The 26,983-nt window shown below is 42.5% G+C and carries 19 protein-coding genes; 7 read left to right on the top strand and 12 right to left on the bottom strand.

What is annotated here, in order from left to right; all coding sequences use genetic code 11:
- Positions 1–323: 323 nt before the first annotated feature.
- A complete protein-coding gene (locus FN831_RS10375) occupies positions 324–1,700 on the top strand; it encodes an ammonium transporter (RefSeq protein WP_142528173.1) in 1,377 nt (458 codons plus the stop codon).
- A gap of 60 nt (positions 1,701–1,760) precedes the next feature.
- On the opposite strand, the gene FN831_RS10370 is transcribed toward FN831_RS10375, so the two are convergent.
- The gene (locus FN831_RS10370; RefSeq protein WP_142528172.1) at positions 1,761–2,234 is read right to left on the bottom strand and encodes a ribonuclease H-like YkuK family protein; all 474 of its coding nucleotides are present in this window, start codon (positions 2,232–2,234) and stop codon (positions 1,761–1,763) included.
- Positions 2,235–2,450: 216 nt separating this feature from the next.
- On the opposite strand from FN831_RS10370, the gene FN831_RS10365 reads away from it, so the two are divergent.
- Positions 2,451–4,643: a bifunctional alpha,alpha-trehalose-phosphate synthase (UDP-forming)/trehalose-phosphatase gene (locus FN831_RS10365; RefSeq protein WP_142528171.1), complete on the top strand. Its 2,193-nt coding sequence runs from the start codon at positions 2,451–2,453 to the stop codon at positions 4,641–4,643.
- A 57-nt stretch (positions 4,644–4,700) separates the two neighbouring features.
- On the opposite strand, the gene FN831_RS10360 is transcribed toward FN831_RS10365, so the two are convergent.
- Positions 4,701–6,482: a glycoside hydrolase family 15 protein gene (locus FN831_RS10360; protein WP_142528170.1), complete on the bottom strand. Its 1,782-nt coding sequence runs from the start codon at positions 6,480–6,482 to the stop codon at positions 4,701–4,703.
- A gap of 295 nt (positions 6,483–6,777) precedes the next feature.
- Between FN831_RS10360 and FN831_RS10355 the strand changes: the two genes are divergently transcribed.
- From FN831_RS10355 to FN831_RS10340, 4 genes are all read left to right on the top strand, one after another.
- Positions 6,778–6,996, top strand: a complete 219-nt coding sequence (locus FN831_RS10355; protein WP_142528169.1) for a hypothetical protein — start codon at positions 6,778–6,780, stop codon at positions 6,994–6,996.
- A gap of 49 nt (positions 6,997–7,045) precedes the next feature.
- Entirely contained in the window at positions 7,046–8,353 is a 1,308-nt protein-coding gene (locus tag FN831_RS10350) for a DEAD/DEAH box helicase (RefSeq protein ID WP_142528168.1), read from the top strand.
- 2 nt (positions 8,354–8,355) lie between these two features.
- Complete coding sequence (locus FN831_RS10345) at positions 8,356–8,604, top strand: DUF1456 family protein (protein WP_142528167.1); 249 nt, start codon at positions 8,356–8,358, stop codon at positions 8,602–8,604.
- Positions 8,605–8,786: 182 nt separating this feature from the next.
- On the top strand, positions 8,787–11,438 hold the full coding sequence (locus tag FN831_RS10340; RefSeq protein ID WP_185960450.1) for an outer membrane beta-barrel protein: 2,652 nt from the start codon (positions 8,787–8,789) through the stop codon (positions 11,436–11,438).
- 50 nt (positions 11,439–11,488) lie between these two features.
- Here FN831_RS10340 and ettA read toward each other — a convergent pair whose 3' ends face one another.
- Positions 11,489–13,168 carry an energy-dependent translational throttle protein EttA gene (gene ettA / locus FN831_RS10335; RefSeq protein WP_142528165.1) on the bottom strand — a complete coding sequence of 560 codons (1,680 nt, stop codon included), beginning with the start codon at positions 13,166–13,168 and terminating at the stop codon, positions 11,489–11,491.
- A 527-nt stretch (positions 13,169–13,695) separates the two neighbouring features.
- Between ettA and FN831_RS10330 the strand changes: the two genes are divergently transcribed.
- Positions 13,696–16,221, top strand: coding sequence for an ATP-dependent Clp protease ATP-binding subunit (locus tag FN831_RS10330; protein ID WP_142528164.1), 2,526 nt, complete (start codon positions 13,696–13,698; stop codon positions 16,219–16,221).
- 77 nt (positions 16,222–16,298) lie between these two features.
- On the opposite strand, the gene FN831_RS10325 is transcribed toward FN831_RS10330, so the two are convergent.
- The 9 genes from FN831_RS10325 to FN831_RS10285 form a co-directional block, all read right to left on the bottom strand.
- A complete protein-coding gene (locus FN831_RS10325; protein ID WP_142528163.1) occupies positions 16,299–17,375 on the bottom strand; it encodes a PA0069 family radical SAM protein in 1,077 nt (358 codons plus the stop codon).
- A 61-nt stretch (positions 17,376–17,436) separates the two neighbouring features.
- Positions 17,437–18,666 carry a carboxypeptidase-like regulatory domain-containing protein gene (locus FN831_RS10320; RefSeq protein ID WP_142528162.1) on the bottom strand — a complete coding sequence of 410 codons (1,230 nt, stop codon included), beginning with the start codon at positions 18,664–18,666 and terminating at the stop codon, positions 17,437–17,439.
- A 109-nt stretch (positions 18,667–18,775) separates the two neighbouring features.
- The gene (recN, locus tag FN831_RS10315; RefSeq protein ID WP_142528161.1) at positions 18,776–20,437 is read right to left on the bottom strand and encodes a DNA repair protein RecN; all 1,662 of its coding nucleotides are present in this window, start codon (positions 20,435–20,437) and stop codon (positions 18,776–18,778) included.
- 119 nt (positions 20,438–20,556) lie between these two features.
- Entirely contained in the window at positions 20,557–22,347 is a 1,791-nt protein-coding gene (locus tag FN831_RS10310) for a M56 family metallopeptidase (protein ID WP_142528160.1), read from the bottom strand.
- A gap of 1 nt (position 22,348) precedes the next feature.
- The gene (locus tag FN831_RS10305; protein ID WP_142528159.1) at positions 22,349–22,732 is read right to left on the bottom strand and encodes a BlaI/MecI/CopY family transcriptional regulator; all 384 of its coding nucleotides are present in this window, start codon (positions 22,730–22,732) and stop codon (positions 22,349–22,351) included.
- Between the two features lie 193 nt (positions 22,733–22,925).
- Complete coding sequence (porD, locus tag FN831_RS10300; RefSeq protein ID WP_142528158.1) at positions 22,926–23,825, bottom strand: type IX secretion system protein PorD; 900 nt, start codon at positions 23,823–23,825, stop codon at positions 22,926–22,928.
- On the bottom strand, positions 23,822–25,021 hold the full coding sequence (gene coaBC, locus FN831_RS10295; protein WP_142528157.1) for a bifunctional phosphopantothenoylcysteine decarboxylase/phosphopantothenate--cysteine ligase CoaBC: 1,200 nt from the start codon (positions 25,019–25,021) through the stop codon (positions 23,822–23,824). Before coaBC ends, porD begins: the two co-directional genes overlap by 4 nt.
- A 46-nt stretch (positions 25,022–25,067) precedes the next feature.
- A complete protein-coding gene (locus tag FN831_RS10290) occupies positions 25,068–25,394 on the bottom strand; it encodes a DNA-directed RNA polymerase subunit omega (RefSeq protein ID WP_090559230.1) in 327 nt (108 codons plus the stop codon).
- Entirely contained in the window at positions 25,394–26,332 is a 939-nt protein-coding gene (locus FN831_RS10285; protein WP_142528156.1) for an outer membrane protein assembly factor BamD, read from the bottom strand. The genes FN831_RS10290 and FN831_RS10285 overlap by 1 nt, the downstream gene beginning before the upstream one ends.
- Between the last annotated feature and the right edge of the window lie 651 nt (positions 26,333–26,983).

Genomic DNA, 26,983 nt, shown 5'->3' with positions numbered 1-26,983 from the left:
TAATTCTGGAAAGATGTTTCGGCAGAAGATAACATTTGATCTTTTTTAACGTTCTCTGAATGTTCTGATTCGGGAGAAAAATTCAATTTCTATGTTAATTCCATGTTAATATTGGATAATTTCTCAAAATATTGGCATTTTAGCTCTTTAGAATTTCATTATTACATTTTTGTTGGGTTATTTTTTAATATTATTCAATATTACGCAGGATTTACCGAGTAAATTTTGAATAAATGGAGTTTATAATTATCTTTATGGAATTTAAATCCAATTTAATACTGTTGACTATCAAATTATCTATAAATCTATAAAATCAAATTTTCATGAACAAAATTCAGTTTAAGCAGATTGTGCCATTCGTAATTTTTGCGATTGTAGCGATTGCGGCCTTATTTGTACCTCTGCACCCTAATTTTGACGAGGGTAAGTATAATGCAGCCGATGTGGGATGGATCATGGTGGCAACTGCTTTGGTATTTTTAATGACACCAGGGTTGGCTTTCTTCTATGGTGGTATGGTTCACAGAAAGAATGTTCTTTCAACCATGATTAAAAGTATTGTATCAGCAGGAGTGATCAGTGTCCTTTGGGTAACTGTAGGCTTTAGTCTTGCCTTTGGTGATACTATTCACGGATTAATCGGAAATCCCGGTACCTATTTGTTCTTCGACGGTGTAAATTCAGGTCATGCCTGGAGCCTTGCGCCAACGATTCCATTAACCTTATTTGCGCTGTTCCAGCTGATGTTTGCGATCATCACACCAGGACTGGTAGTAGGTGCTGTGGCTGAACGTATTCGTTTTACGTCGTACATTGCTTTTATCGTTTTGTTTGCCCTGTTTGTATATTCGCCGCTGGCACACTGGACCTGGCACCCTGATGGTATCCTGTTTAAAATGGGCGTGCTGGACTTTGCCGGTGGTACTGTAGTACATATTTCTGCCGGTATGGCGGCCCTTGCCGGTGCAATTGTACTTAAAAGAAGGAAAGTTCATATGGAGCATCAGGAAATACCTCCTTCAAATATTCCATATGTACTAATCGGAACCGGATTATTATGGTTTGGATGGTTTGGCTTTAATGCAGGTTCTGCACTGGGATCCACCAGTCTGGCTGTATCTGCTTTTGCAACTACCAACATTGCTGCCGGTGCTGCCGGTCTTTCATGGATGTTCTTTGATGTGCTGAGAGGCAGAAAACCTTCAGTACTTGGCTTCTGTATTGGTGCTGTTGTAGGTTTGGTGGCGATTACCCCGGGAGCAGGTTTTGTTGCAATTCCGCACAGTATCTTCATCGGTGCACTTGCCGCTATTATTTCAAACCTTGCTGTTTCATGGAAACAAAAAACTACACTGGATGATACACTGGATGTATTTCCATGTCATGGTGTGGGTGGTATCGCAGGAATGTTGCTTACGGGTGTTTTTGCAACAAAAACGGTTAACCCTGCAGGTGTGGACGGATGGTTTTACGGTAATCCTGAATTTTTTTTCACACAGCTGAAAGGTGTACTGATTGTTGGAATCTTCAGCTTTGTGGTTTCATTCCTGATCTTTAAGATCATCAATATCTTTCAGCCAATCCGCGTATCTTCTGAAGAAGAAGAAGAAGGACTGGATGTTAGTCAGCATAACGAGAAATACTCTCAGGGTACGCTGATCGTAATGTCAACAGGCGTTGAGGTAGAGCACCAGGGATAATCAATTCTAAATATATTCAGAAAGGTATGCGATCATTTCGCATACCTTTTTTTATTGCCTTTAGTGCACCATTTTATCAGCACAGGTGCTGCTCGCAAAAGCTTCCGGTTTTGCTTTAAAAATAAAGCCCATGCTCAGGATGTAACCCATGGCCTCGTTCAGTGCTTTGTTTGATTTAAACATCGGATTCGTATTGATATCAGCATGCACTTCGAGGTCTACATCATACAGGTCCAGCAAATCACAAACAGCATACGCTGTTTCGATTGATTTTTGTACTTCGATCAGCATTCTTTCCTTGATCGTCATTTTCTGCTGGCTCTTTTCCTGGTGGATGAACATAAATCCTCCGTGCTGTTCCCTCAGCAAAACAATTACGGTAGCGAAATCTGTGAAGGGGCCCTTCACCTGTGAATCCGTACCAATGCAAACTTTGAGGTGATAGCCATTTGCGGTTTCCCTGATAATAGCTTTTTCTACTTCTTCTAAAATTGGTGTGTGGATCACTTCACCATTAAATTTCTTCCAGGTCATACGTTATTGGTGTTAGGTAACAACCCGTATACAGGTTTTCTAAAAATAACTTGATTATGTTAAATATACATTAAATTCCTGTGGTTTATTTGCTAACAATCAGTGCCTTATCAACAATTGTGACATTTGGATAAATGTCTTTTAAATCTCCTTTCCGCCGGTAAAACCGAGAAAAATCAAACAATCGGTTCCCTGATCAGTTTTATAAGTTGTAATATGGTAAACAAAACAATAATAGTTTCAAACCGCTTACCCGTCAAAATAGTAGAAAGCAATGGCGAATATCTTCTTAGTCCCAGTGAAGGCGGACTGGCAACAGGCTTAGGTTCTGTATATAAAAAAGGAGATAATATCTGGATTGGCTGGCCAGGAATAGATGTCCCGGAAGAAAGGCAGCAGGAAGTAACCGATAAACTCGCAGAACTCAATCTGATCCCTGTATTTTTAACCCCTGATGAAATCAACCTCTATTATGAAGGTTTCTCCAACGAGGTTTTATGGCCTGTGTTTCACTACATGGTCACGTATGCAAATTATGAACAAACTTATTGGGATTTTTATCAGACTGTTAACCAGAAATTTAAAGATACGGTAAACGTACATTTGAATGAAGGTGATACCGTATGGGTTCATGATTACCAGCTATTGTTGTTGCCGGGCCTGATCCGCGAAGTACAGTCTCATGTTACCATCGGCTTCTTTCAGCACATACCTTTTCCTTCCTATGAAATTTTTCGTCTGATCCCCTGGAGAGACGAACTGGTTGAAGGGATGTTTGGGGCTGACCTGCTCGGGTTCCATACATTTGATGATGTAAGGCACTTTCTGAGTGCAGCTTCACGTTTAACAAGCGCGAAGATCTCAGATAACGTAGTTACCTTTAAAGAACGGCAGATCGTTGTAGAATCTTTCCCTATGGGAATCGACGAATTGAAATTTCGCAGCCTGGTAACCGAACCTGCCGTTGTGGAGCAGATTGCCTCCCTCAAAGAGACCATGCAGGAGCGTAAAATTGTGCTCACGATCGACAGGCTGGATTATAGTAAGGGTATCCTTCAACGATTGCAGGCTTATGAGTTACTGTTACAGATGCACCCGGAATATATCGATCACCTCTCTCTCTATATGATCGTTGTTCCATCGAGGGATACCGTTCCGCAATACAAAGAGCTGCGTGACCAGATCGATCAGCTTGTAGGCAATATCAATGCGACATACAGAACCCTTAATTGGCTTCCCGTGCACTATTTTTACCGGTCTTTCCCGATAGAATTCCTGTCGGCCCTTTATGCCACGGCAGATATCTGCCTCGTTACGCCCATGCGTGATGGAATGAACCTCGTCAGCAAAGAATATGTAGCCAGCAGAACAGATAACACTGGTGTGCTGATCTTAAGTGAGATGGCTGGCGCTTCGAAGGAGCTGAATGATGCCCTCATTGTTAATCCCAACAATATAGGGGAGGTGATGAGAACAATTGTACAGGCCTTTAATATGTCTCCCGAAGAACAGGCAGCACGTATGTCTGTAATGAGAGGCATCGTTAAGAAATTTGATATACACCTTTGGGTAAAAAACTTTATGGATAAGCTGGAAGAAGTGAAACAGCTGCAGGAGTCGTTACTGACAAAATTTGCAGTGAGAGTGGTAAGAGAACAAATGGCAAAGGATTATGTGGCGGCAGCTGAAAGGTATATCTTTCTTGATTATGACGGAACCCTCGTTGGATTTAACGGAGATCTTGAAAAAACAGCCCCTGATGCAGAATTGTATCAGATACTGGAAACCCTGGTTGCTGATCCCGCAAACCGCGTGATCATTATCAGTGGAAGAAGAAACCAAACCCTTGAACAATGGTTTGGGCATATGAAACTGGATCTGATCGCTGAACATGGTGCATGGCAGAAACGTGACCAGGGCGAATGGAAATCCCTGCCGCTGTTAACAGACCAATGGAAACAGGATGTAAAGACCGTGCTGGATACGTATACAGACAGAACGCCGGGATCATTTATTGAAGATAAAAGTTATTCCCTGGTTTGGCATTACCGCAAAGTTGAAGAAGGCCTTGGTGAGCTGCGGGCAAATGAGATCATCAATCACCTGAAAGTAACCGTTGCCGACAAAGGCCTGCAGATGATGCCGGGCAACAAGGTAATTGAGTTTAAAAATATTGAAGTCAACAAAGGTAAGGCCGCATTAAACTGGCTTTATGGAAATAATCCTGATTTCATTATTGCCTTTGGCGATGATCATACCGATGAAGACATCTTTAAGGCTTTACCGCCAACGGCATATACCATAAAAGTAGGAAGCAACATTTCTGCAGCCAGAAATTATCTGCGCAACTTTATGGAAGTGAGAGAATTGCTTAAAATACTATCTGCAAGCAATGCACAACTGAAATAAAGATAGCAGCTATTGCGGCTATCTTTATTTGAAATATTTATATGCAGGTCCGTTCTCCTAAAGGAAAACGGGCCTGTCTAATTTAATGGCAATTCTGTGCGCGGCATTCATCAGCCCCACATGACTGTAGGCCTGCGGGAAATTCCCCCACTGACTGCCATCTTTTTCATCTATATCCTCCGCAAAGAGGTCCAGGTGGTTACCATAGCTGATCAGTGAATCAAAAGCTTTAACAGCATCATCTATACGGCCTACTATAGCCAGTGCTTCTACGTACCAGAAGGCGCAGATCAGGAAAGTTGTTTTTGGTTTTCCGAAATCGTCTGTATGGCGGTATCTGTAGAAAAGCCCGTTTTCCGCTTTCAGTTCTCCTTCCAGCGCAATCAGATGGTCCTTGGCACGCTGAGATTCAGGATCCAGGTAATTCATCAGGATCAGCTGCAGGGTGCTGGCATCAAGGTGATCGCTGCCTATCGCATGGTTGTATACTTTCCTCTCCGGATCATAACAGGCCTCGATATGTGCGGCAGCGCGGTCGATCAGCTGGGTTGCACGGTCCTGAAATTCCAGGTTTCCGATTCTTTTAGCCATCTTCAGTGCCGCATTTGCACCGGCCCACTGGAAAAGGTTGGTATAGCAGTGCATATTGGCAAGATTGCGGAATTCCCATATTCCGGCATCTTTTTCATCAATCGTACTTTCTATTTTACTAAGCAGGTAATCAAGCCAAATGGTAGAATCTTTGCGTTCACTATAGATAAACCGGTTATCGGAGTATAGAGGCAGCATAGAAATCAGCACCTGCCCGTAGATATCGTTTTGGATATGCTCAAAGGCCTGGTTTCCTATTCTAACCGGTTGGTTACCCTGATACCCTTTCAGATTGGTGAGGACGCGTTCAGTGAGCACCCTTTCACCTGCAATGCCAAAAAGAGGCTGGTACCGTTTGTCATCACGGAAAGAAATATCAGTAATGTAATTGAAATACTTTTCCATTTCCTCGAAGTGGCCGATATGGTTGAGGGCCGTAATCACATAATAGGTATCCCTCATCCAGCAGTACCGGTAATCCCAGTTACGGGTACTTCCCGGAGATTCTGGTAAGCTGGTTGTGCTGGCAGCAATAATTGCCCCTGTATCTTCATACTGGTGGATCTTTAATACCAGTGCCGAACGGATAACGAGCGATTGCTGGAATCCGGCTATGGTTGAATGTTTTATCCAGGTTCTCCAATATTTTTTGGTTTCGAGCAGGAATCGCTCTGCTGTACTTTCGATGGGTGCCTCCAGATTGTACCCGTAAGTAAGTATCAGGTATTTGGTGTCGTTAAGGGCAAAATACTTCTCATCTTCAATATAAGACAAAGAGATATTTGTGCTCAGCTGCATATGGTGTTCGCTGCCGGTAAAGAGGAGATGGTTGCTCCCGCGCGATCCTTCCTGAAAACCTTCGCCATAATCAAACGTAGGCCTGCAGCTTACTTTAATCCTGGGATTGCCTTCAAGCGGTTCAATCTTGCGGATAAACATCAAGGGTTTATAGTAACGTTCGTACTGAAAAAAGCGTGGTGCAAAATCTGTGATCTTGTACCGTCCTTCCCCGTTGGAAATTTCAGTACACAGGATGTTGGTATTTTCAAGGTAGTACTGGTCTGAGGTGTATTCCCCTTCGGGGCGAATTGAATATTCTCCACCTTTCTCCTGGTCGAGCAGTCCGCCGAAAACAAATGAGCTGTCAAATCTCGGCCAGCATAACCAATCTACATTTGTGTTTTTATTAATATGTGCAAGAAACGCACAGTTTCCGATGATACCGGTCTGGTAGGTATGTCTGTCCATTATCTGTTTTTTAATACATGTTAGCACAATTATTATACGATTATTGTGCCTGTTAATGATTGAAGAGCTAAAATGAATATCTTGCAATCGCCATGCCGCAATAGACTGATTAAAGCACTTCTCCAGGCAGGGAGATGCGGACCAAACAAAAAAAGCGCTTTGCTGTTGCTATCTGTGATTACTATTGACGGTCTTCAGAATTATTTTTATATTTAGATAACCGGCAAGGTACTCTTAAACCTATATTAGGCGTTAACTATTTAATCAACAGAATACTCATTTAATCCTGGACAAGATGAATACAGAGCTGATCAACGAATTCTATTTACTTCAACAAAGCAGGTCTAATGCCAAATATCTGGAAATTCTGGATGATAAAATCTGTGCCCCTCTACAGAAGGCAAATAGCAAAGTAACATCCTGGATGTACAAAAGAGGTACCATGCTGATGAAGCTCGAAAAAAAGGCGCAAATGCGAATGGGTAAACTCAGAAAGAAACTGCTCAGCTACTAGGCGCTTGCTTTTGCGGCCATTCTTACGTTAATTCCCGTATCTTTGCTACATGATGGTAGAAAAGGTACTGGGCAATTTAAAAATCACTACTTTAAATGATATGCAGCAGGCAGCGATTGCGGCTGCAAATAAAGGGAAAGATGTTGTTTTGCTGGCCCCCACAGGTTCCGGTAAAACGATAGGGTTTTTACTGCCTGTTTTAAAAAATCTGAGTGCTGATGTAAAAGGGGTTCAGGCATTGGTGCTGGTACCTTCCAGAGAGCTGGCCCTGCAGATAGAGCAGGTGTTCAAACAAATGGGAACAGGTTTTAAAGTAAACTGCTGTTATGGCGGGCACCCTGTGAAAATTGAGCGGAACAACTTTGAACAGCCTGCTGCGGTACTGATTGGTACACCGGGCAGGATAGCCTATCATCTGAGAAAGGAAAACTTTGATGAATCAAGCATCACAACGCTGGTGCTGGATGAATTTGATAAAGCGCTGGAGTTCGGTTTCCAGGAAGATATGGCCTATATTATTGGCAATCTGCGTTCGCTCAAACAGCGGATGCTTACCTCTGCTACTGCAATGGAGGAGATCCCGGATTTTACCGGATTGAAGCAGCCGGTTGAGGTTAACTTTCTGAAAGACCTGAAAGTTGCACCAGATCTTAAACTAAAGAAGATCATCACCACTGCCGAAGATAAACTGGATACCTTATTTGATCTGATCTGTAAGATCGGCGCACAAACCTCCCTGATTTTTTGTAACCACAGGGAAACGGTAGACCGCATCAGCGACCTGCTGATTGATAAAGATCTTGCCCATGATATTTTTCACGGGGGGATGGAGCAGGATGAAAGAGAACGTGCCCTGCTGAAATTCAGAAACGGCAGTATCAAAATCCTGATCACTACCGACCTGGCGGCACGCGGACTGGATATACCTGAAGTAGGAAACATTATTCATTACCAGCTTCCCTATACCGAAGATGCCTTTTTACATAGAAACGGCCGTACAGCACGCATGAATGCGAAAGGGACGGCTTTCCTGATCATGACCGAAGAAGAGAAGTATCCTTTTCTTAAAGGCGACATTGAAATAGAAAAACTGAAAGGCAATTATGAACTGCCTAAGGACAGCCAGTGGCAAACGCTTTATATTGCCGCAGGTAAAAAGGATAAGGTAAATAAGATAGATATTGTTGGCCTGCTGCTAAAAAAGGGCGGACTGCAGAAGGAGGATGTAGGGCTGATAGAAGTAAAGGACCAGAGTTCGTATGTGGCCGTTAAAAGGAACATGGTGAATAAGATATTGGCTGCCCTGCGGGATGAGAAAATAAAAAACAAAAAAGTGAAGATAGAAGTAGCAATGTAACTATGAGCAATAACGATATTTTTAAAAAACTTCGCGTAGCGCTGGAACTGACTAATGAGGATATTATCAGGATTCTTGAACTGGTAAATTTTAAAATTACTAAAAGCGAACTGGGGTCTTTTTTCAGGAGTGATGACCATCCAAATTTTAAACCTTGCGGCGATCAGATCCTCAGAAATTTCTTAAATGGATTGGTCATCTATAAAAGGGGACCAAGGCCGGAGAAAACTGCCACACCAAACGCTGATTAAACTGCCATATTTCTAAAAATTAATCGAATATTTAAGAATATTCGGTTAATTTGATAGATCAAACCGTTATACTTGTGAACGGAGGATTGAATAGCATCTCTTTTTAAAGGGAATATTTTCCTAACACCGGGAATAATAGTATTGCATGGCAAATGGTTGATTTTTTAAGATTTCATGGAAATTTGGCTCATTTAAAATGCATCATTTTATTTAATGCCCTGTGTCTCTTATGTACGCTTGCTGCCGATGGTCAGGTACAACGCAGGGTAAGCGGCACAGTGATCGATTCCCTCAGAGATGCCGTTCCGGGTGCTGATGTTTTTATGATTGCCGATAAAGACACGCTCAATACAGTTACAGACAATCGTGGCAGATTTGCCTTTGGAGGCATACAGGCTGAAAACATCTCTCTGCTGATCATGAGGGTAGGCTACAAACCCTATAACATGAGTTATGTTTATCAGGAAGACCAACTGAACCTCATCCTATATCCCATCACGCTTCATCTTGAGTCTAACCTTCTTGATGAGGTGATTATCAAGGGGCGCGATAAGCCGATTAAAATAAAAAGAGATACGATAGAATACAATGCCTCATTTTACCAGATATCTGAAAATGACAGGGTGGAAGACCTGCTGCGGCAATTGCCCGGGGTAGAGGTAGATGCAAATGGTAACGCCTTTACCATGGGAAAACCACTGGTAAAGCTGCGCGTAAACGGGGAGGATTTTTTCACCAACAATGTAAAAGACTTTATCAGGCAGCTGCCGGCAAATATCATCGACAAACTACAGATCATCAATGATTATGGTGATGAGGCTAATTTTACCGGCATGAAGACGGGCGATTCACAGAAGATGCTGAACCTGGTGACCAAAGCCGGGCAGAACAATGGTACTTTTGGCAATGCTTCTGCAAGCGGGGGAACCGATGATCGGTATGGCCTGCAGGCAAATGGCAATTTATGGCAGGGAAGTAAGCAGATCGGGATCAGCAGCAATTCCAGTAATACCAGCAATGATGCCGGTATCAATACGAACGCTGGCGCGGGGCTCAATTACAGGGATAAATTATCCAATGGGATAACAGCCAGTGCTGTGTATAACTATGCTTATATAAAGAACCTGTCCAATCAGCTCAATTCGATTGAGACCGTTACTCCGGGCGGATCGATCAGAAACAATTCCATATCCAAGAGCAGGTCTACCGATAATAACAATACCATCAACTTCAATATCCAGTCGGTAGCCGAGAAAAGCTATTTCCAGGCTTCGCTTGGCGGATCAATGGTAAAAAGGAACAGGAGTTCAGAGACTGATTCCAAACAAACGGGACTGATCAGGCAGGATTTAGTGAACAATACGCTTTCCAATATGGAAACGCCCAATCTGAATGGGAATTTTGTGTGGGCAAGAAGTATGGAAAAGCCAGGCAGGAGCATGTCTGGGGGTGTGACCCTCAGCACCGGTATCAACCAGATAGAGGAGGAGCTTGGCAACAAGATCTTTTATTACAACCGGAATAACAATACTCCGCTGAAAGATTCTGTGGTCAACCGGCTGGTAGAAACCGAAAACAGGTCGAACAGCCTCACTGCAGATTTCAGGTACAGCGAGCCCCTTCGGGCCAGTGCAGATTCTGCGGTAAAAAAGAATATCGATTTCGCCTATTTCTTTTCTTTCAATAAAAACCGCAACAGTTTATATACACGGGTGAATAATAGTACCGGCAGCAATAGTGTGGTAGATTCATTAAGTTCTTTGTATTCCTCATCCTTTTTGCTTCACCGCTTTGCCGTAAGCTACAGGTACCAGTCTAAAAACCTTAACTATAATCTCGGGGTTACCGCCCAGCCCAGTCAGCTGACAGGAGAATACAAAGGAAATGAAACAAAGATCAATCACGTTGAGCTTAACCTTTCGCCAATTATCAACCTCAGCTATGCTGTTTCCGACTGGGATAACTTTGCTTTTGTATATAGTGGTACCAGTGCTGCTCCTGATTTTTATCAGCTGCAGCCGGTGCCAAATATCACTAACCTGCAAAATGTAATTATCGGTAATCCTAACCTCAAATCCAGCTTTACACATGCCGGGACACTCAGTTTTCAGCACACCGCGGAAAACACCGGTGCTACCTTGCTACTGGGCCTGAATGGTTCGTTGGTGCAGGATCAGGTGGCGAGTAATGTAGTGCTGGTAAAAGACACGCTGAACAGCCTGAAGCAGGAAACACATTTCGAAAATGCCAACGGCGCCTATCAGTTTGGCAGTATGTATTCCTATTCGGTGCCCTTCGCCAAAAATAAGTTCAATGCAGAACTGAGAGGAACATGGGACTATATTAATATGGTGTCTTTTGCGAACGATTTTCTGAATACCAACAGAAATATCAATTTCTCGCAAACCTTAAAACTCAGAATGAACCAGCGACGGGTTACGCTGGCGGGTTCTGCGATGTACAATTACAGCAGCAACCGCTATTCAATTGCCCAGTTCAGGTTAAGAAATGTGGAAACCTGGCAATTTAATGTAAATGAGCGTACCAATGTTGGCAAGAGCTGGGTGCTGATCGCGGATGTGTTAAAAAGGATTAATTCAGGTTACGATCTGAGCGTTGCAAACCCTCTTCTGATTAACTTTAGCGTGGAGAAAACATTGCTGAAAAACAGACAGGCTACAGTAATGCTGCAGGCTTACGATCTATTGAACCAGGGCAATAACCTGGTAAGGAGTATTTCTGATAATTCGATCACGGATAGCCAGTATAATCAGATTACCAGGTATTTTCTGCTGACCTTTACTTATCGCCTGCAAAAATTCGGAGATAAATAAAAAGGGTATAACATCTTTGTGAATGTTATACCCCTTATGATCATCGCTGTTTATACCAGCTTTTTATAACGTATGCGGTGAGGTGTTACATCACCAAGACGTTTTTTGCGGTTCTCCTCATAGTCGCTGTAATTACCTTCAAAAAAGTATACCTGGGAATTTCCCTCAAAGGCAAGGATGTGTGTACAGATCCTGTCAAGGAACCACCTGTCGTGACTGATCACAACAGCACAGCCACCAAAGTTTTCCAGCGCTTCTTCTAAAGCACGCAGGGTATTTACGTCAATATCATTCGTAGGCTCATCGAGCAACAGTACATTTGCACCTTTTTTCAGTGTAATGGCAAGGTGCACACGGTTGCGTTCTCCACCAGACAGAATGTTAACTTTTTTCTGCTGGTCGCCGCCGTTGAAGTTGAACTTTGAAACATAGGCCCGTCCGCTAACTGCTTTGTTGCCCAGTTGTATGTTGTCAAGCCCATCGGTAATATTCTCATAGACTGTTTTATCTCCCTGAAGGTCGTTGTGCATCTGATCCACGTAACCCAGTGCTACGGTTTCACCTACCCTGAATGTTCCTTCATCTGGTGTTTCCTGCTCTGTGATCAAACGGAAAAGCGTGGTCTTTCCGGCCCCATTGGGGCCAATAATCCCGACAATTCCTGCCGGTGGTAAAGAGAAACTGAGGTTTTCGAACAGGATCTTGTCGCCATACGATTTGGTCACGTTGTTGGCCTCGATCACTACATTTCCCAATCTAGGTCCTGCAGGAATGAAAAGCTCCAGTTTGTCTTCTCTTTCCTTTGAATCCTCAGAGGCCAGTTTATCATAGTTTGAAAGCCTTGCCTTGGATTTTGCATGTCTTGCTTTAGGTGCCATACGTACCCATTCCAGTTCACGTTCCAGTGTTTTCTGGCGTTTGCTTTCTGTTTTCTCTTCCTGTGCCAGGCGCTTTGCCTTCTGGTCTAACCATGAAGAATAATTTCCTTTCCATGGAATACCCTCGCCGCGGTCGAGCTCAAGGATCCATCCTGCTACGTTATCAAGGAAATACCTGTCGTGGGTAACCGCAATAACAGTTCCTTTATATTCTTTCAGGAATTGTTCCAGCCAGTCGATGCTCTCCGCATCAAGGTGATTGGTTGGCTCATCGAGCAGCAATACATCTGGTTCCTGTAGCAACAGGCGGCACATTGCCACGCGGCGGCGCTCGCCTCCTGACAGTACTCCAATTTTTGTATCAGGATCTGGGCAGCGCAAAGCATCCATTGCACGTTCCAGTTTGGTATCCAGTTCCCAGGCATTTGTGGCGTCAATTTTATCCTGCAGTTCTCCCTGTTTTGCCATCAGTTTATCCATGGCATCAGCATCTTCATAAACTTCGGGCAATCCAAACTGCTCGTTGATGGCTTCGTATTCTTTCAGGATAGCAGTAATTTCTGCTACACCTTCTTCTACTACCTCACGTACAGTTTTGTTTTCGTCCAGCTCAGGTTCCTGCGCAAGGTAACCTACAGTATATCCTGGTGAAAATACCACCTCGCCCTGAAACGCTTTGTCTATGCCTGCAATGATTTTTAAAACGGATGACTTTCCCGATCCGTTTAAACCGATCACACCGATCTTGGCACCATAAAAGAAGGATAGGTATATGTTTTTTAGTACTTGTTTCTGAGGGGGGTAAATCTTATTTACCCCCGCCATTGAGAAGATTATCTTTTCGTCTGACATTTTTCGTTGTTATATTTTAAGCTCCTGGCCTTTGTAATCTCTGTATATCGAAGGCCATCTGGCCCTCTGCTACCTGCAAATATAAGCAAGGGAACACAGGAACGAAATTATCAGCCTTATAATATGTGATTAACGCCGCCCGCGCCTCAGCTGTTCCTGAACATATAGCAGATATCCTGCAGGTAAACCTGACATTTTAGTACCTGATTTAAGTTGCAACTTACAAAATGACAGGTCGTTCGAATGTAAAGATTCATTACATTACTCGGACAAATCTCCCAAAACCTGTGGTTGTTTTCGGTTCAATGATTATTTAAACTACCTTAGGGGTAGTTTTTATTTTATTCCGGTTAACAAAATATTATTGCTATTCGTGTCAAAAGTTAGTAAGTTTAGTGAAATAACGTCAGGATCTAAATCTTTCTTCCTCTATATGGCGTAATTGTTGATAAAATAAATCAGATTGGTGACGCTTTTTATAACATATTTTATAGTTTAGGGCGTTCCTGTTTTTAGAAAAGGTATATATGGAAGCTAAATTTTCACCACAAGTAAAAGACGTGATTTCGTTTAGCAGGGAAGAAGCCCTGAGATTAGGTCACGATTATATAGGCGCTGAACATCTTTTGTTGGGCCTCATTCGCGAAGGCGATGGAATGGCCATCAAAATATTGAAGTCGCTGGGTGTAGATACATCTAAATTACGCCGCTCAATTGAAGAGGCCGTTAGGGGTACATCCAGTGTGACGGTTAACCTGGGAAATATCCCATTGACCAAACAGGCCGAAAAAGTTTTAAAGATCACGTATCTTGAAGCTAAAATTTTTAAAAGCGATCTGATCGGAACGGAGCATCTGCTGCTTTCTATCCTTCGCGATGACGATAATATTGCTTCCCAGATCCTGCTGCAGTACAGCATTAACTATGAGATTTTCAAACAGGAAGTTGAAGTCAATAAAAATGGCTTCAGGGATGAAACTCAGGGCAGTGCTTCAACCGGCGGAGATGATGATTACCGTGAGGAAGAAAGTTTCTCCAGCCCTAAAAAGGTATCTGACATTAAATCCAAAACCCCGGTGCTGGATAATTTTGGAAGAGACTTAACCAAGGCTGCAGAAGAAGGAAGACTTGATCCTATCGTAGGACGTGAAAAGGAAATAGAACGTGTTTCACAGATCCTGTCACGCCGTAAGAAAAATAACCCGATCCTGATCGGTGAGCCGGGTGTAGGTAAATCTGCAATTGCAGAAGGGCTTGCATTGCGTATTGTTCAGCGTAAGGTATCAAGGGTACTGTTCAACAAACGCGTAGTTACTTTAGATCTTGCTTCATTGGTTGCAGGTACTAAATACCGCGGGCAGTTTGAAGAACGTATGAAAGCAGTAATGAACGAACTGGAGAAATCCACGGATGTAATCCTGTTCATTGATGAGATACATACTATCGTTGGTGCCGGCGGAGCTTCTGGCTCACTGGATGCTTCGAATATGTTTAAACCTGCCCTTGCAAGGGGAGAGATACAATGTATCGGTGCAACAACTTTAGATGAATATCGTCAGTACATTGAAAAAGATGGTGCTTTAGACCGTCGTTTTCAGAAAGTGATGATCGAACCTGCTTCTCCTGATGAAACGATTGAGATCCTTAACCGTATCAAAGAGAAATATGAAGAACATCATGGTGTAACGTATACCAACGAAGCGATTAACGCATGCGTTTCGCTGACTTCGAGATATATTACAGACAGGTTCCTTCCTGATAAGGCCATTGATGCTTTGGATGAAGCAGGATCAAGGGTACACTTAACCAATATCCATGTTCCTGAGAACATCATTGATATCGAGACTAAAATCGAGAATATCAAAGTTGAGAAAAACAAAGTAGTAAAAAGCCAGAAATACGAGGAAGCTGCCAAGTTAAGAGATACTGAGAAAAATCTGCTCGAAGAACTCGACCGTGCTAAATCTGCATGGGAAGCGGAAACTAAAACAAAACGTTATACTGTTACAGAGGATAATGTTGCTGAGGTAGTTTCTATGATGACTGGTATTCCTTTACAGCGTGTTGGCCAGACTGACAGTGTGAAATTGCTGAACATGCAGGATACTGTTGCAGCAAAAATCATTGGACAGGATGATGCCATCAAGAAACTGACAAGGGCTATTCAGCGTACAAGAGCGGGATTGAAAGATCCTAAAAAACCTATCGGTTCATTTATTTTCTTAGGCCCAACGGGTGTAGGTAAAACTGAGCTGGCTAAGGAGCTTGCAAGATTTATGTTTGATAGTGATGATTCGCTGATCCAGATTGACATGAGTGAGTACATGGAGAAATTTGCTGTTTCACGTTTAGTGGGAGCGCCTCCGGGATACGTAGGATACGAAGAAGGTGGTCAGCTGACAGAAAAAGTTCGTCGTAAACCATATGCCGTGATCCTGCTGGATGAGATTGAAAAAGCTCACCCTGATGTATTTAATATCTTATTGCAGGTATTGGACGAAGGTCAGCTGACTGACAGTTTAGGCCGTAAGGTAGACTTCAGGAATACGATTATCATCATGACTTCAAACATTGGTGCACGTCAGCTGAAAGATTTTGGACAGGGAGTAGGTTTCTCTACTACTGCTAAAACAAACCAGGTAGATTCACACTCAAGAGGAGTAATTGAAAATGCACTGAAACGTGCTTTCGCTCCGGAGTTCCTGAATCGCGTGGATGATGTGATCGTATTTAATACGCTTGGGAAAGAAGAGATCTTTAAAATCATTGATATCGAATTGAAGTCATTGTTTGGCCGTGTACACAGCCTGGGCTACGAGATCAAATTGACTGATGTGGCTAAAGACTTTATTGCCGAGAAAGGTTTTGACAGTAACTTTGGTGCCCGTCCGTTAAAACGTGCGATCCAGAAATATCTGGAAGATCCAATTGCTGAGGAAATCCTTAAAGGAGAGATCAATGATGGCGACATCCTTGAAATCGACTACAATAAAGAAACTGATCTGATTGTAGTAGAGAACAAGAGTCCCGGTAAAAAGAAAAAAGAAGTATAAGATTTAATTCTTTAGGATTTAAGGCTGTCTGGTTTCAGGCAGCCTTTTTTTGTCAATAGTAGAATCTGTTTCCTTTCTTAAAGGAACATCCTCGTTTGTTGCGTTGGCACAGAGAAGATACCGGAATCGAGCGTAACTTTTACTGTATTGAGATTATTCAACCTGCAATGCAGCTTAAATGTATCACGGATCATCTGTGCAATATTTCCATCCCCCCGCATGCGATCTCCAAAGCGGCTGTCATTCACATTGCCTCCGTGACAGGATTGTATCATATGCCAGACCTTGTCAAATCTGTCAGGGAAATTCTGCCGAAGCCAGTCCTCAAAAATTCCTCCTATAGCTCCGTTTAAACGTACCACAGTATATCCTGCGCCAATAGCGCCACAGGAAGCAATAGTCCTTAATACAGTGGGAATTTCATGATCATTTAAACCGGGAACAATAGGAGCTACCATTACACCGGTAGGTATACCAGCAGCGCTAAGTTCCTCCACAACTTTTAACCTCTGCTTTGCGGTGGTAGTTCTTGGTTCCATGACCAGCCTTAGTTTTTCATCCAGGCTGTTGATCGAAACATATACCATGCACAAATTGAGCTTGGCCATCTCCTGCAGGATATCCTTGTCGCGCAGGATCAGTGAATTTTTTGTGATCATGCCAATAGGCTGTTTGTATGCCAATGCTATTTCCAGCAGCTGTCGGGTAAGCTTATATTCCCGCTCTGCAGGCTGATAACAATCTGTATTGCCCGAAAGAGAGATCGTTTCGGCATTCCAGCCTTTGCGTTCCAGGAATTTTTTAAACAGTTCTGGCGCATCTTTTTTTACGATGATCTTGCGTTCAAAATCCAGTCCTGCGCTGAAACCCCAATACTCATGAGCATTCCTTGCATAACAATATGTACAGCCATGTTCACATCCCTGGTAGGGGTTCAGAGAATAAGCCATTCCCACATCAGGGCTGTCTACCTTATTTACTATAGATTTGGATGTTCCAATAATAAATGTTGTTCTTTGATTTTCAACTTCCCAGTCGTCAATACCTTCTGCATGTTCCTGAACATACGAATTCGCTGCAAAACGATTGTGCGGATTAAATTGGGCACCTCTGCCTTTCAGGTAATTTCCGGAATTTTTATCATCTAACATCATTAGTTAAAATTACTAATAATATTAGTATTATGCAAGGTGTATTTTAATTTATTCGAGGCGACTACCTTTTATTAACAGGCACATAATCCATCGGCACCATATCTCCGATTTTCTCATAAGCCCAGAAGCCTTCATACAGCAGCGATTTGGCATCGTGCATTCCTCCGTTGGCATAAAAGCTGACAGGCCCCTTGAGCATTTGTACAACTGAGATCTCATAGTTGGGGACTGTTAAGGGTCTCATGATATAATGGCCTGTATTGGAATAACCGATGCTTTCCTCTTCTTTGGTATACATGACATACAGCTCATCTTTATAATTGATGGTCTTCATATTCGGATACATTTGCTTTACCAGGGTATCTGTTGCCACGCCAGACATATCGAGGCTGGTATATTCTTTAGGCAGGTTTTCCAGCTGCTGTAGAATGGTTAGTGAATCTGTAATGATAGAGCCCGGGATAATTAAGCTTTTCCTTTTCCTCATCAGCCTCGCCCTGGTAGCAGCAATATAACCATCGGTCGGCCTGTTTGGATTCGGCACCTTGATGCGCTTGTAAATGATGAAGCCTTCTTCCTCCACTTTATTTCTGTAGAGCGACTGGAAGAAGTGCTGCGGCGAACCTGCATAGGCAATCTCCCGGTTTTTGAGCCATGTTCTTCTTTTGCTGCCCGAACCTTTCAGGTCTTCAAACACCGGCAGGCCTGAGAAATAAACAATTCTTGAATTGAAATTATACTCGAACAGATTGAGCATATATTTAAGGCGGTAGCCCAGTGCTTTATTTTCAACTACCAGGAACTCATTACTGGTTACACTCAGAATTTTATTGTCGCCATCATATTTAATATATAAAACCTGCGGATTGAGAATCTTGCATTTAGCAGAGTTTGGTGTGCGCCCGATAAAGAATTCTTTAAATAACTGAAGGTTCTTTTCACGGTTTGGATCGGCGGTAATTACCACTTCGCGAAGCTGAACTGTGTTTTCCTGCAAAACGATGGTAATATTGACCGACTGGTCTGAGATGACTACACTTTTGCTGTAGGGCAGATAACCCATCATCTGTACGACTACTTCGTACGAGCCCGGCTTTAGCTTCGCCAGGTTAAATTGCCCATCGTTATTGCTTACTGTAGCTGTTGTATATCCGCTCAGATAAATCCCCGCTCCGGGAAGGGTTTCTCCTTTTTTATCCTGTACTACTCCGGTAATGGAATACAGCTTTTGTGCCTGCAAGTTCACACAAAATATCAGTAATAATACTGTCCCCAGGAGATATTTAATCATGGGACTAATTTAACTTATCTCCCAGTTATTTCGCAATAAAAAAAAGCCTCAGAGAGGCTTGAAATGTGTTAAAATAAGTTAAATACCGGATGTCAGTTGCTGTGCCGGGCTAATTTTTAAAGCTTAGCAGGTCTTCGGCATTTTTCAACGCAGATTCACCGGGGTTTTTACCACTGAGCATCTCTGCAATTGCAGACACGCGTTCAGCGCTGCTCAGCCTGCGGATGCCCGTGGTAGTTCTATCTCCATCCTCTTTTTTATAAACGAAGTAATGTGCTTCTCCTTTGGCGGCAATCTGAGGCAGGTGGGTAATACAGATGACCTGCATATTCTGTTCCAGCTCTCCAATTACATCGCCCACGCGAAGCGCAGTTTCCCCGGATATACCTGTATCAATTTCATCAAAGATCAGTGTAGGCAGTGAGGTGTGTTTAGAGATGATTGATTTAATCGCCAGCATCAGCCGTGAAAGCTCACCACCCGAAGCAACTTTTCCTACCGGTGCGGGAGCCTGTCCTGCATTTGCAGAAAACAACAGCGAGATCATATCTTTTCCATCTTTGTTGAGATTTTCTACCACCGTTTGCTCAATCTTTATTTTGGCATTCGGCATGCCTACCTGTACCAAGATCTCTCCAACTTGTTTTTGTGCAACACCTATCGCTTTGCTGCGGTTTTTTGTCAGCGTGTCTGCTATTTTTTCAAGATCAATCTTCAGGGTGTTGATTTCCCTGATCAGGCGTTCTATTTCTTCGTCACTGTTCAGCAATGTATTCAGGTTGTCTGAAAGCTCTGTTTGTATCGCCAGCAGTTCTTCGATACTGTTTACGCGGTGTTTTTGCTGAAGGGTATAAACCGTATCCAGTCTGGCATTGATCTCTTCAATACGCGCCGGGTTAAAAACAATATTTTCCTCAAATGTGGATGTTTCTTCGGCAATATCCCTGATCTCAATCAGTGCAGAGCGGAGCCTTTCATTTAATGCTGCATAAACAGGGTTAAACTTTTCGATCCCCTGAATCTGATTAATTACTTCTTTCAGTATAGGGATAACCGCAGTTTCTTCTCCATCAAGCAGAGTATAGCCGTTTACCAATCCTCTCTTTATACTTTCCGCATGGTTGAGTGCTTCCAGTTCCATTTCCAGTGCGGCCTGTTCATCAGCATTCAGGTTTGCATTTTCCAGTTCATTGAAAAGGAACTGCTCATAATCCTGTTTGCTGCGGGCTTCGTCGGCCGAAGTCTGCAGATTAATCAGGTGCTGTAAATGTTTTTTATAGGTTTTAAATTTCTGCCTGTAATCGGTTAGCAGGGGCAGGTGGTCAGACAAAGTATCAACTACCGATAACTGGAAACCGGGATCATTTACCTCGGAGGTGGCATGCTGTGAATGAATATCGATCAGTTTTTCCCCTATCAGTTTCATTACGGCAAGTGTAACCGGGGTATCATTGATAAAAGCCCTGGATTTGCCATCAATAGAGATCTCCCTTCTCAAAATACTTTCCTGATGGAAATCGAGGTCAAGCTCTTCGAAATATCCCTGTAATGATGTACCGGCAAGTTTAAACTGCCCTTCGATTACGCACTTCTTATCCTGGTTAAAAAAGTATTTGGTTTCTGCACGCTGGCCGAGAATCAGGGAAAGTGCGCCTAACATAATAGACTTACCTGCACCTGTTTCACCAGTGATGATATTCAGGCCCTTATCGAGTTCCAGATCAACACTATCGATCAATGCATAATTACGTATAGAAAGTTTCTGTAGCATATTCTTTGCTAAATTATGAAAACTTAGTCAATGGATGTTTATGTTTTTGTAAACAAAAATAGCCTTGTATAGATTTACTATACAAGGCTATTCCTGCTAAGTTGACAAGTAGGTGAGTATTAATTCTCCTCTTTTTTATTTTTCTTGTTTACCAGCTCTTCTACATCCTTATCAAATTTCTTTTTCAGTTCCAGATATTCAGGAGTTTGTTTTACTTTTTGAGTATCCTCGTTTTCAATAATGATCCTCATTGGCTGCTGGCGGGTGACGGTAATTGATTGCAGATTCTTTTTAAACTCCGGATCATTGATCATCTTTTGGGCATCCAGTGCTGCCATTTTCGCCTGGATTTGTACCTTTCTGATCAATTCCCTTTGCTCAGGTGAATTGGCTTTAGCTTCCGCTTGCTTAGCTAACTTTTCCCATTTGGCCCTTTCTTTAGGGTTGTCGTATTTCGCTTTCATTTCAGCGGCAATCTTTGCCCATTTGGCCTTTTGCTCAGGAGAGTTGAATTTGCGTTGCAGTTCAATGCCTTTTTTCTCTAATTCTGCCTGCATTTTTTTTACATCTTCGGGATTCTGGCCATTGAAGTGGGCCATAGTCATGTCCTTTACATCATAAGAGAAATTTACGATCATGTTTGACAGGTCTGCCAGAGGGGCAATGGTGATATCCGTATCAGGTGAGGCCGGTGCTACCGGTTCCTGAGGAGCGATGACAATTTTTATTGATGCTTTTGGTGCTGCAGGTATCTTTCCGGTGGGTGCAGGCGGTGCTGGCGGGGCCGGGATATAAACGGAGTCTGTATTTACAATCTTAAACGCTTTTTTCGACTTTTTCTTTGTCGTGTCCTGCAAACAGATTTCTGAAGATGCCAGTATCATATTTTTTGTTTTTGATACTGTTTTCATTGTTTTTTCTTTCTCCGCAGGATTAATCCAGGCCAGCGAGATAATGGTTGCCAGTGTGAGGCTAACAGCAAATAGTTTTTGCTTAGAGTTAGCATATGTAGTTTTCATATCAGTTATTCTTTTAATGCGTTGGTATAAATGTTGATTTGTCCCCGTGGCGGCCAGGGCCAGTGCCGGGCTGCTTTTGTCGGTGATCAGCTCCAGTGTCAGCAGGGCATGGGCATAGGTGAGCGGCGTATGGGTAACTTTTACGACAAGATCATCACAGGCATGTTCCCGTTCTATATTGATGAACCTGCCTGCCAGCCATACAAATGGGTTGAAAAACAGAAGGGTATCGATCATCGTTCTGATCAGGTTAAAGAAGTAGTCATTTCTTCTGATGTGCGATAGTTCATGGATAAGAATGGTTTCTACCTGTTTGAGGTCCATCTGTGCCGCAAGTGCGATAGGGAACAGGATAACAGGTTTAAAAAAGCCAATTACCAGTGGCACACTTACATGATCAGACAGGTGGAAGTCAATATGCTTTTTAATATTGAGTTCTTTTTTCAGGTTTTCAAAAAGTGAATTCCAGGTTGCCGGAATCATGGAATGGGCGGCTTTTTTCAATGCCTGTACTTTACGGTAACCCTGCACTACCAGCAGTGACTGTATGGCGAGGCCGAGACTGTAAAACAACACAAGATATGGGAATACCATCTCTACGTACTTCGCAAGATTGGTTGGCATGGCTGCAGGAAGCACGATCGCATTTGCAGCAAAATTTTGCGGAACATGCTGCGATGGCCATTGGAAGGCCAGTGTGAAAGTAAACACAAAGGATGCGAACATCAGACATATGGAACCGTATGCCAGCGCATACTTTTGCCTGGCATTGAGACCAAATACTTTCATCTGGAAGGGAGCGAGCACTGCGTAAATCAGGGCACTTTGCCATAGCGAATGCAGGATGCTCCATCCTGTAGCCTGTACGAGATTGTGTAATAAAGTTTCCATTTTAATTTTGATCTAGTTGGTCTAAATATTTCTTTATTGCTTCTATTTCGTCTTTACTGGATTTGTGATTCCCCAGTGCCTGCATTACCATTCTGGCCGCAGATCCGTTAAATGCGTTGTCAATTAACCTTGATACCAGGTGCTGTTGTGTTTTCTGCTGACTGGCCAATGCGCTGTAGATATGTGTCTTTGAACTTGTATCTCTTTCTACAAGTCCCTTTTCGTGCATGATCTGCATCAGTTTAAGCGTAGTGGTGTAACCGGCTTCTTTATTCCTGGTCAGGATTTCATGTACGTCCCTAACCGTGCAGTTCCCTTTCTCCCATAAGATCTGGAGTATTTCCAGTTCGCTTTCCGTTGGTTTTGCTGTAAGTTCTGTAGACATAATCTTTATACGAATTGTTTCGTATTCAAATGTACGAAGTTATTCGTATAAACAAAATTATTTTTAAATTAATTATAATAATACTGAAACAGAGCAGAATACCAATATTCCGAAGGTATTTGATGTATAGAAATCGCATTGTGTCATATGGAGATGAGAAAAACCTGAATACGGAAAGTTACAAAGAAGCTGATTAGTTTTTTTTCAGGGCGTCGTACTTGCTCAGGTTTGCAGGGTCGATATCATTCAGGAGGTTGTACCCCTCGATTTTATCCTGCGATGTGCCCATGGAAAGGATATTGACAATCTCTTCTGCCTTGGTGGCAAAGTAGACATTTGGAAAGATGGAGCCCAGTTTCTGTTTATCCATCAGTTTTAATTCGGGCAAATAACCCAGCATTAGTTTAGTAGCTTTTGCAGGGTCAGCCTGCAAGCGATCAAGCGTATTCAGATGATAATTATAAATAAATACCCGGAGTTCCTGGAAGCTTTTATTGAGCAGATTCTCATTTAGCCAGTAGCGGTTACGCAAGCCATCGTATGCTTTCCAGCCCGAATTGCCGGAAACCTGTGCAATATTGAGGATAGTTTGTGCTTTGAGGTAGTAAGGCGTTCCGCCCAGTTTACTGAAACTGTCTTTATCCAGGCCGATGATCGTATATGCGTAATAAGATAACAGCGAGCTGAGATTGCTGAGGTAATTCTGGTCAGAGAAATCAAGGGGCTGACCTTCGTTGTAGTTGAAATCGAAATCCTTGTCGCTCAGGTTAAGCAGGGTAGTATTGTATGAAGTGCCGTAAACTGGTCTGCTGGTTTGTATCTGCGCCTCAGCTTTGTAGGCCGAGCTTCCGTCCCAGGCCGTAATTGTGATTACGAAATTGCATTCTATCCTTTCCTGAGGCTGGTACCTTTGATTAGACCACTTATTGTTATTCAGGTAATTTCGGATGGTAGACTGGATGAGGTCAACATTGGCTTTGTTGATATTGGAAACTTTAGGCGCGATTACCTGGACCCTCGCATTTAATTCCTGTGCATAACCGCTGATCACGAACAACAGGAACAGATGAATTAAAGTTAGGGTCTTTTTCATGCCTTATAGAGCTTTAATATTGCCGAGCAGATATCTTTTGCTACCTCAGCCTTAGATTTCAGCTCGTAGGTCATTTTTTCTTCTGCACGATTAAAGGTAGTAATTTTGTTTGTATCTTTTTTAAAGCCGGCACCTTCATCCTGGAGAGAATTGAGAATGATCAGGTCAAGATTCTTTTTCCTCAGCTTATAAAGTGCATTTTCTTCTTCATTGTTTGTTTCCAGGGCAAAGCCTACGAGAATCTGTTCCGGTGTTTTCAGCTGGCCCAGCGTAAAGAGGATGTCTGTTGTTTTTTTGAGCGTAATGTTAAACTCATCATCCTTCTTTTTGATCTTTTGGGAAGAGACATGGGCAGGAGTATAGTCGGCCACCGCGGCGCTCATGATAATGATATTGCTTTGGGCAAAGTTATTTGTACAGGCGCTAAGCATTTCTGCTGCGGTCATTACGTCAATTCTATTTATAGGATGGACACTTTTCTCAGCCGTAGGGCCACTGATTAAAGTAACCTCTGCTCCGAGTTTTGCCATTTCATCAGCTATGGTAAAGCCCATTTTTCCAGACGAGTGGTTTCCAATAAAGCGGACAGGATCAATAGGCTCATAGGTAGGCCCTGCGGTTACCATCACTTTTTGTCCTGCAAGGGGAAGGCTTTTTGTTATAGTTGCGATCAGATATGCCATGATCCCTTCTGGTTCTGCCATTCTACCTTCGCCATGCAGGCCGCTAGCCAGTTCGCCACTATTTGGCGACACCATTACATTACCAAATTCCTGAAGCTTGCGGATATTGGCCTTTGTACTATCATGTTTCCACATGTCGAGATCCATCGCCGGGGCATAGAATACAGGGCATTTTGCACTGAGGTAAACGGCACTAAGGAGGTTATCGCAAAGCCCGTTAGCCATCTTGCCAATTGTATTGGCACTGGCAGGCGCTATGATCATATAATCTGCCCATAAGCCTAATTCTACATGATTGCTCCATACTCCGGTTTCTTCTTCGAAGTATTTGGTATAAACAGGATTTTTGGAAAGGGTAGCAAGGGTGAGCGGGGTAATGAAATTTGCCGCATCTGCAGTAAGGATTACCTTGACGTTTGCGCCGGCCTTAATCAGGAGCCTGACTAAGACAGCAGATTTATATGCTGCGATGCTGCCGCAAACGCCAAGGATAATGTTTTTATTTTTTAGCATGGTCTATTAATGCAAATGATGATGCAAATTAACGGATATGCTGGTATTATTGAGGATCTTTTGCCGGATTTCTGTGATAAACTTTGTCGTTCAGGAACTCATCAATAGCTATCAGGGAAGGTTTAGGCATGCGCTCATAGTGCTTGCTGATTTCGATTTGCTCTCTGTTTTCAAAAATCTCCTCCAGATTGTCATTAGAAGAAGCGAACTCAGCTAATTTGCCATGAAGTTCTTCTTTCATGTTGTTAGAAATCTGATTAGCCCTTTTAGAAATAATCACTAAAGACTCATAGATGTTTTCTGTCTTTTGATCTAAATCATTTACATTTCTTGTTACCGTAGTATTTGGTATTGCGGGTTTATTCGTATTCATTATTGTTTGGGGGTTATTTTAATCTTCTTGGTGTTGACAGTACTATCTGTTTTTGCTTCTTCTGCCAGTAAAGCTTTATATTTTGCCTCTTGATTCGCTGCAAGCGTCATCATTTGTTTGGCGTTTACTATACCTTGTTCGCTATTGCTTTTCAGTGTTTTTGCTTCTGCAAGATACTTACTTTCAGGATGTTTTTCAATAAATTCGTTTGCGTAGCCAATTGCTTCGGTAAATCTGTCTTCCTGACGGAATGGGAAACTATTTTTCGCAAAATCATATTGGGATCTAACGATCAGCAAGTCCATTTCTTCAATGAATTTAATGTCCGGGAAGTCGATTTCTGCGTTTTTCAATGAAATCACTGAAGATTTATAGTTTGCAATATCATAACCACCAAGATCATAGTACAATCTTGAGTTGGTGTATGCTTTCAGCTCCAGTTTTGCACGAAGGTCTGTGATGTACTGACTGGCCTGCGCAACACGTTCGCTTTTAGGGTATAAGTTGATAAACAACTGTAATGCGTCAATAGCTTTATAAGTGTTTTCCTGATCCAGTGTGTATTCCGGAGAGTCCAGATAGTAGCAGTAAGCGCCCATATAGCGGCATTCTTCGGCATTCTTACTGGTTGGGTAAGTATCCGCAAAGTATTTGAACTGATATCTTGCAGTAGTGTAATCCTTTAAACGGAATAAAGTGTAAGCGTAATAGTAATTCAAATCTTCGGCCTCGGTTCTACCCCTGTATTTCTGGGAAAGATCTTCGAATAAGATCAAAGCTTTAGAATAATCCTTTTTATTATACAGTTTAATGGCTTCCTGGTATTTTTTAGCCACGTCATTGCTCAGCCTGATTTTCTCGAAACGGCTTTTGCAACCTGCAATAGTCAAGGCAATTACTGTAAAACTTAATATAAAAACGTGTTTAATTTTAAACATTCTGCAAAGATAAGTTAATAATACGATAACGTCAATTAAAAATAATTGTCCGCTAAGCTAGATAAAGGCTTTATAACAGTCAAGCAGTTAACATAATTTAACAAATAGCGGAATGGGGCTGTCAAATGCCGGCGTGTTTACTCTTAGTCCTTATATATATACCTTCATCGCTCTTTGTTCGGAGTTTGCTTTGGACAACTGCACCACAACTGCACTACAACAGCACCCGCACAGCACGCTGACCCTGGTTTTGGTGCTCTGCTGGTACAGTTGGAGTACTTCCGGAGTGGTCCTGGGCAAAACAAAGTCCGAACAAAAGCAAACGAAGCTCCGGATAAGAAATATTTCTGTCTGAAAATTAGGGTGTTATCACAAGCATACAAATGAATTGCCGATAATGTTTGGCTGTAGCGATATTTTTCCTACTTTTGCATCCCGCTTCGGAGGAAGGGAAACAGTGAGAAGGATAAAGAAGTTAGTTTTTTGAAAGGCGTGTAAAGAAGGAATCAGTCGGGTTTCTGAATCATTTGAAAGGCTTCGGCCTTGAAGAGGATGATTATTCAAAAGGTTTAAAGCCTTGAAAAATAAAAAATAAAAAGCTTGACAAATTAAAAAAGATTTCTACCTTTGCAGTCCCAACAAAAAAGGGAA

The organism is Pedobacter westerhofensis (genome assembly GCF_900182595.1).
GTDB classification, from domain to species: Bacteria; Bacteroidota; Bacteroidia; order Sphingobacteriales; family Sphingobacteriaceae; genus Pedobacter; species Pedobacter westerhofensis.
This window is presented reverse-complemented; position numbering and strand designations above follow the sequence as displayed.

Excerpts from the sequence above, each read along its gene's own strand:
- FN831_RS10375 (WP_142528173.1), top strand. The coding sequence starts at position 324 with ATGAACAAAATTCAGTTTAAGCAGATTGTGCCATTCGTAATTTTTGCG.
- FN831_RS10370 (WP_142528172.1), bottom strand. The coding sequence starts at position 2,234 with ATGACCTGGAAGAAATTTAATGGTGAAGTGATCCACACACCAATTTTA.
- FN831_RS10365 (WP_142528171.1), top strand. The coding sequence starts at position 2,451 with ATGGTAAACAAAACAATAATAGTTTCAAACCGCTTACCCGTCAAAATA.
- FN831_RS10360 (WP_142528170.1), bottom strand. The coding sequence starts at position 6,482 with ATGGACAGACATACCTACCAGACCGGTATCATCGGAAACTGTGCGTTT.
- FN831_RS10355 (WP_142528169.1), top strand. The coding sequence starts at position 6,778 with ATGAATACAGAGCTGATCAACGAATTCTATTTACTTCAACAAAGCAGG.
- FN831_RS10350 (WP_142528168.1), top strand. The coding sequence starts at position 7,046 with ATGATGGTAGAAAAGGTACTGGGCAATTTAAAAATCACTACTTTAAAT.
- FN831_RS10345 (WP_142528167.1), top strand. The coding sequence starts at position 8,356 with ATGAGCAATAACGATATTTTTAAAAAACTTCGCGTAGCGCTGGAACTG.
- ettA (WP_142528165.1), bottom strand. The coding sequence starts at position 13,168 with ATGTCAGACGAAAAGATAATCTTCTCAATGGCGGGGGTAAATAAGATT.
- FN831_RS10330 (WP_142528164.1), top strand. The coding sequence starts at position 13,696 with ATGGAAGCTAAATTTTCACCACAAGTAAAAGACGTGATTTCGTTTAGC.
- FN831_RS10325 (WP_142528163.1), bottom strand. The coding sequence starts at position 17,375 with ATGATGTTAGATGATAAAAATTCCGGAAATTACCTGAAAGGCAGAGGT.
- FN831_RS10320 (WP_142528162.1), bottom strand. The coding sequence starts at position 18,666 with ATGATTAAATATCTCCTGGGGACAGTATTATTACTGATATTTTGTGTG.
- recN (WP_142528161.1), bottom strand. The coding sequence starts at position 20,437 with ATGCTACAGAAACTTTCTATACGTAATTATGCATTGATCGATAGTGTT.
- FN831_RS10310 (WP_142528160.1), bottom strand. The coding sequence starts at position 22,347 with ATGGAAACTTTATTACACAATCTCGTACAGGCTACAGGATGGAGCATC.
- FN831_RS10305 (WP_142528159.1), bottom strand. The coding sequence starts at position 22,732 with ATGTCTACAGAACTTACAGCAAAACCAACGGAAAGCGAACTGGAAATA.
- porD (WP_142528158.1), bottom strand. The coding sequence starts at position 23,825 with ATGAAAAAGACCCTAACTTTAATTCATCTGTTCCTGTTGTTCGTGATC.
- coaBC (WP_142528157.1), bottom strand. The coding sequence starts at position 25,021 with ATGCTAAAAAATAAAAACATTATCCTTGGCGTTTGCGGCAGCATCGCA.
- FN831_RS10290 (WP_090559230.1), bottom strand. The coding sequence starts at position 25,394 with ATGAATACGAATAAACCCGCAATACCAAATACTACGGTAACAAGAAAT.
- FN831_RS10285 (WP_142528156.1), bottom strand. The coding sequence starts at position 26,332 with ATGTTTAAAATTAAACACGTTTTTATATTAAGTTTTACAGTAATTGCC.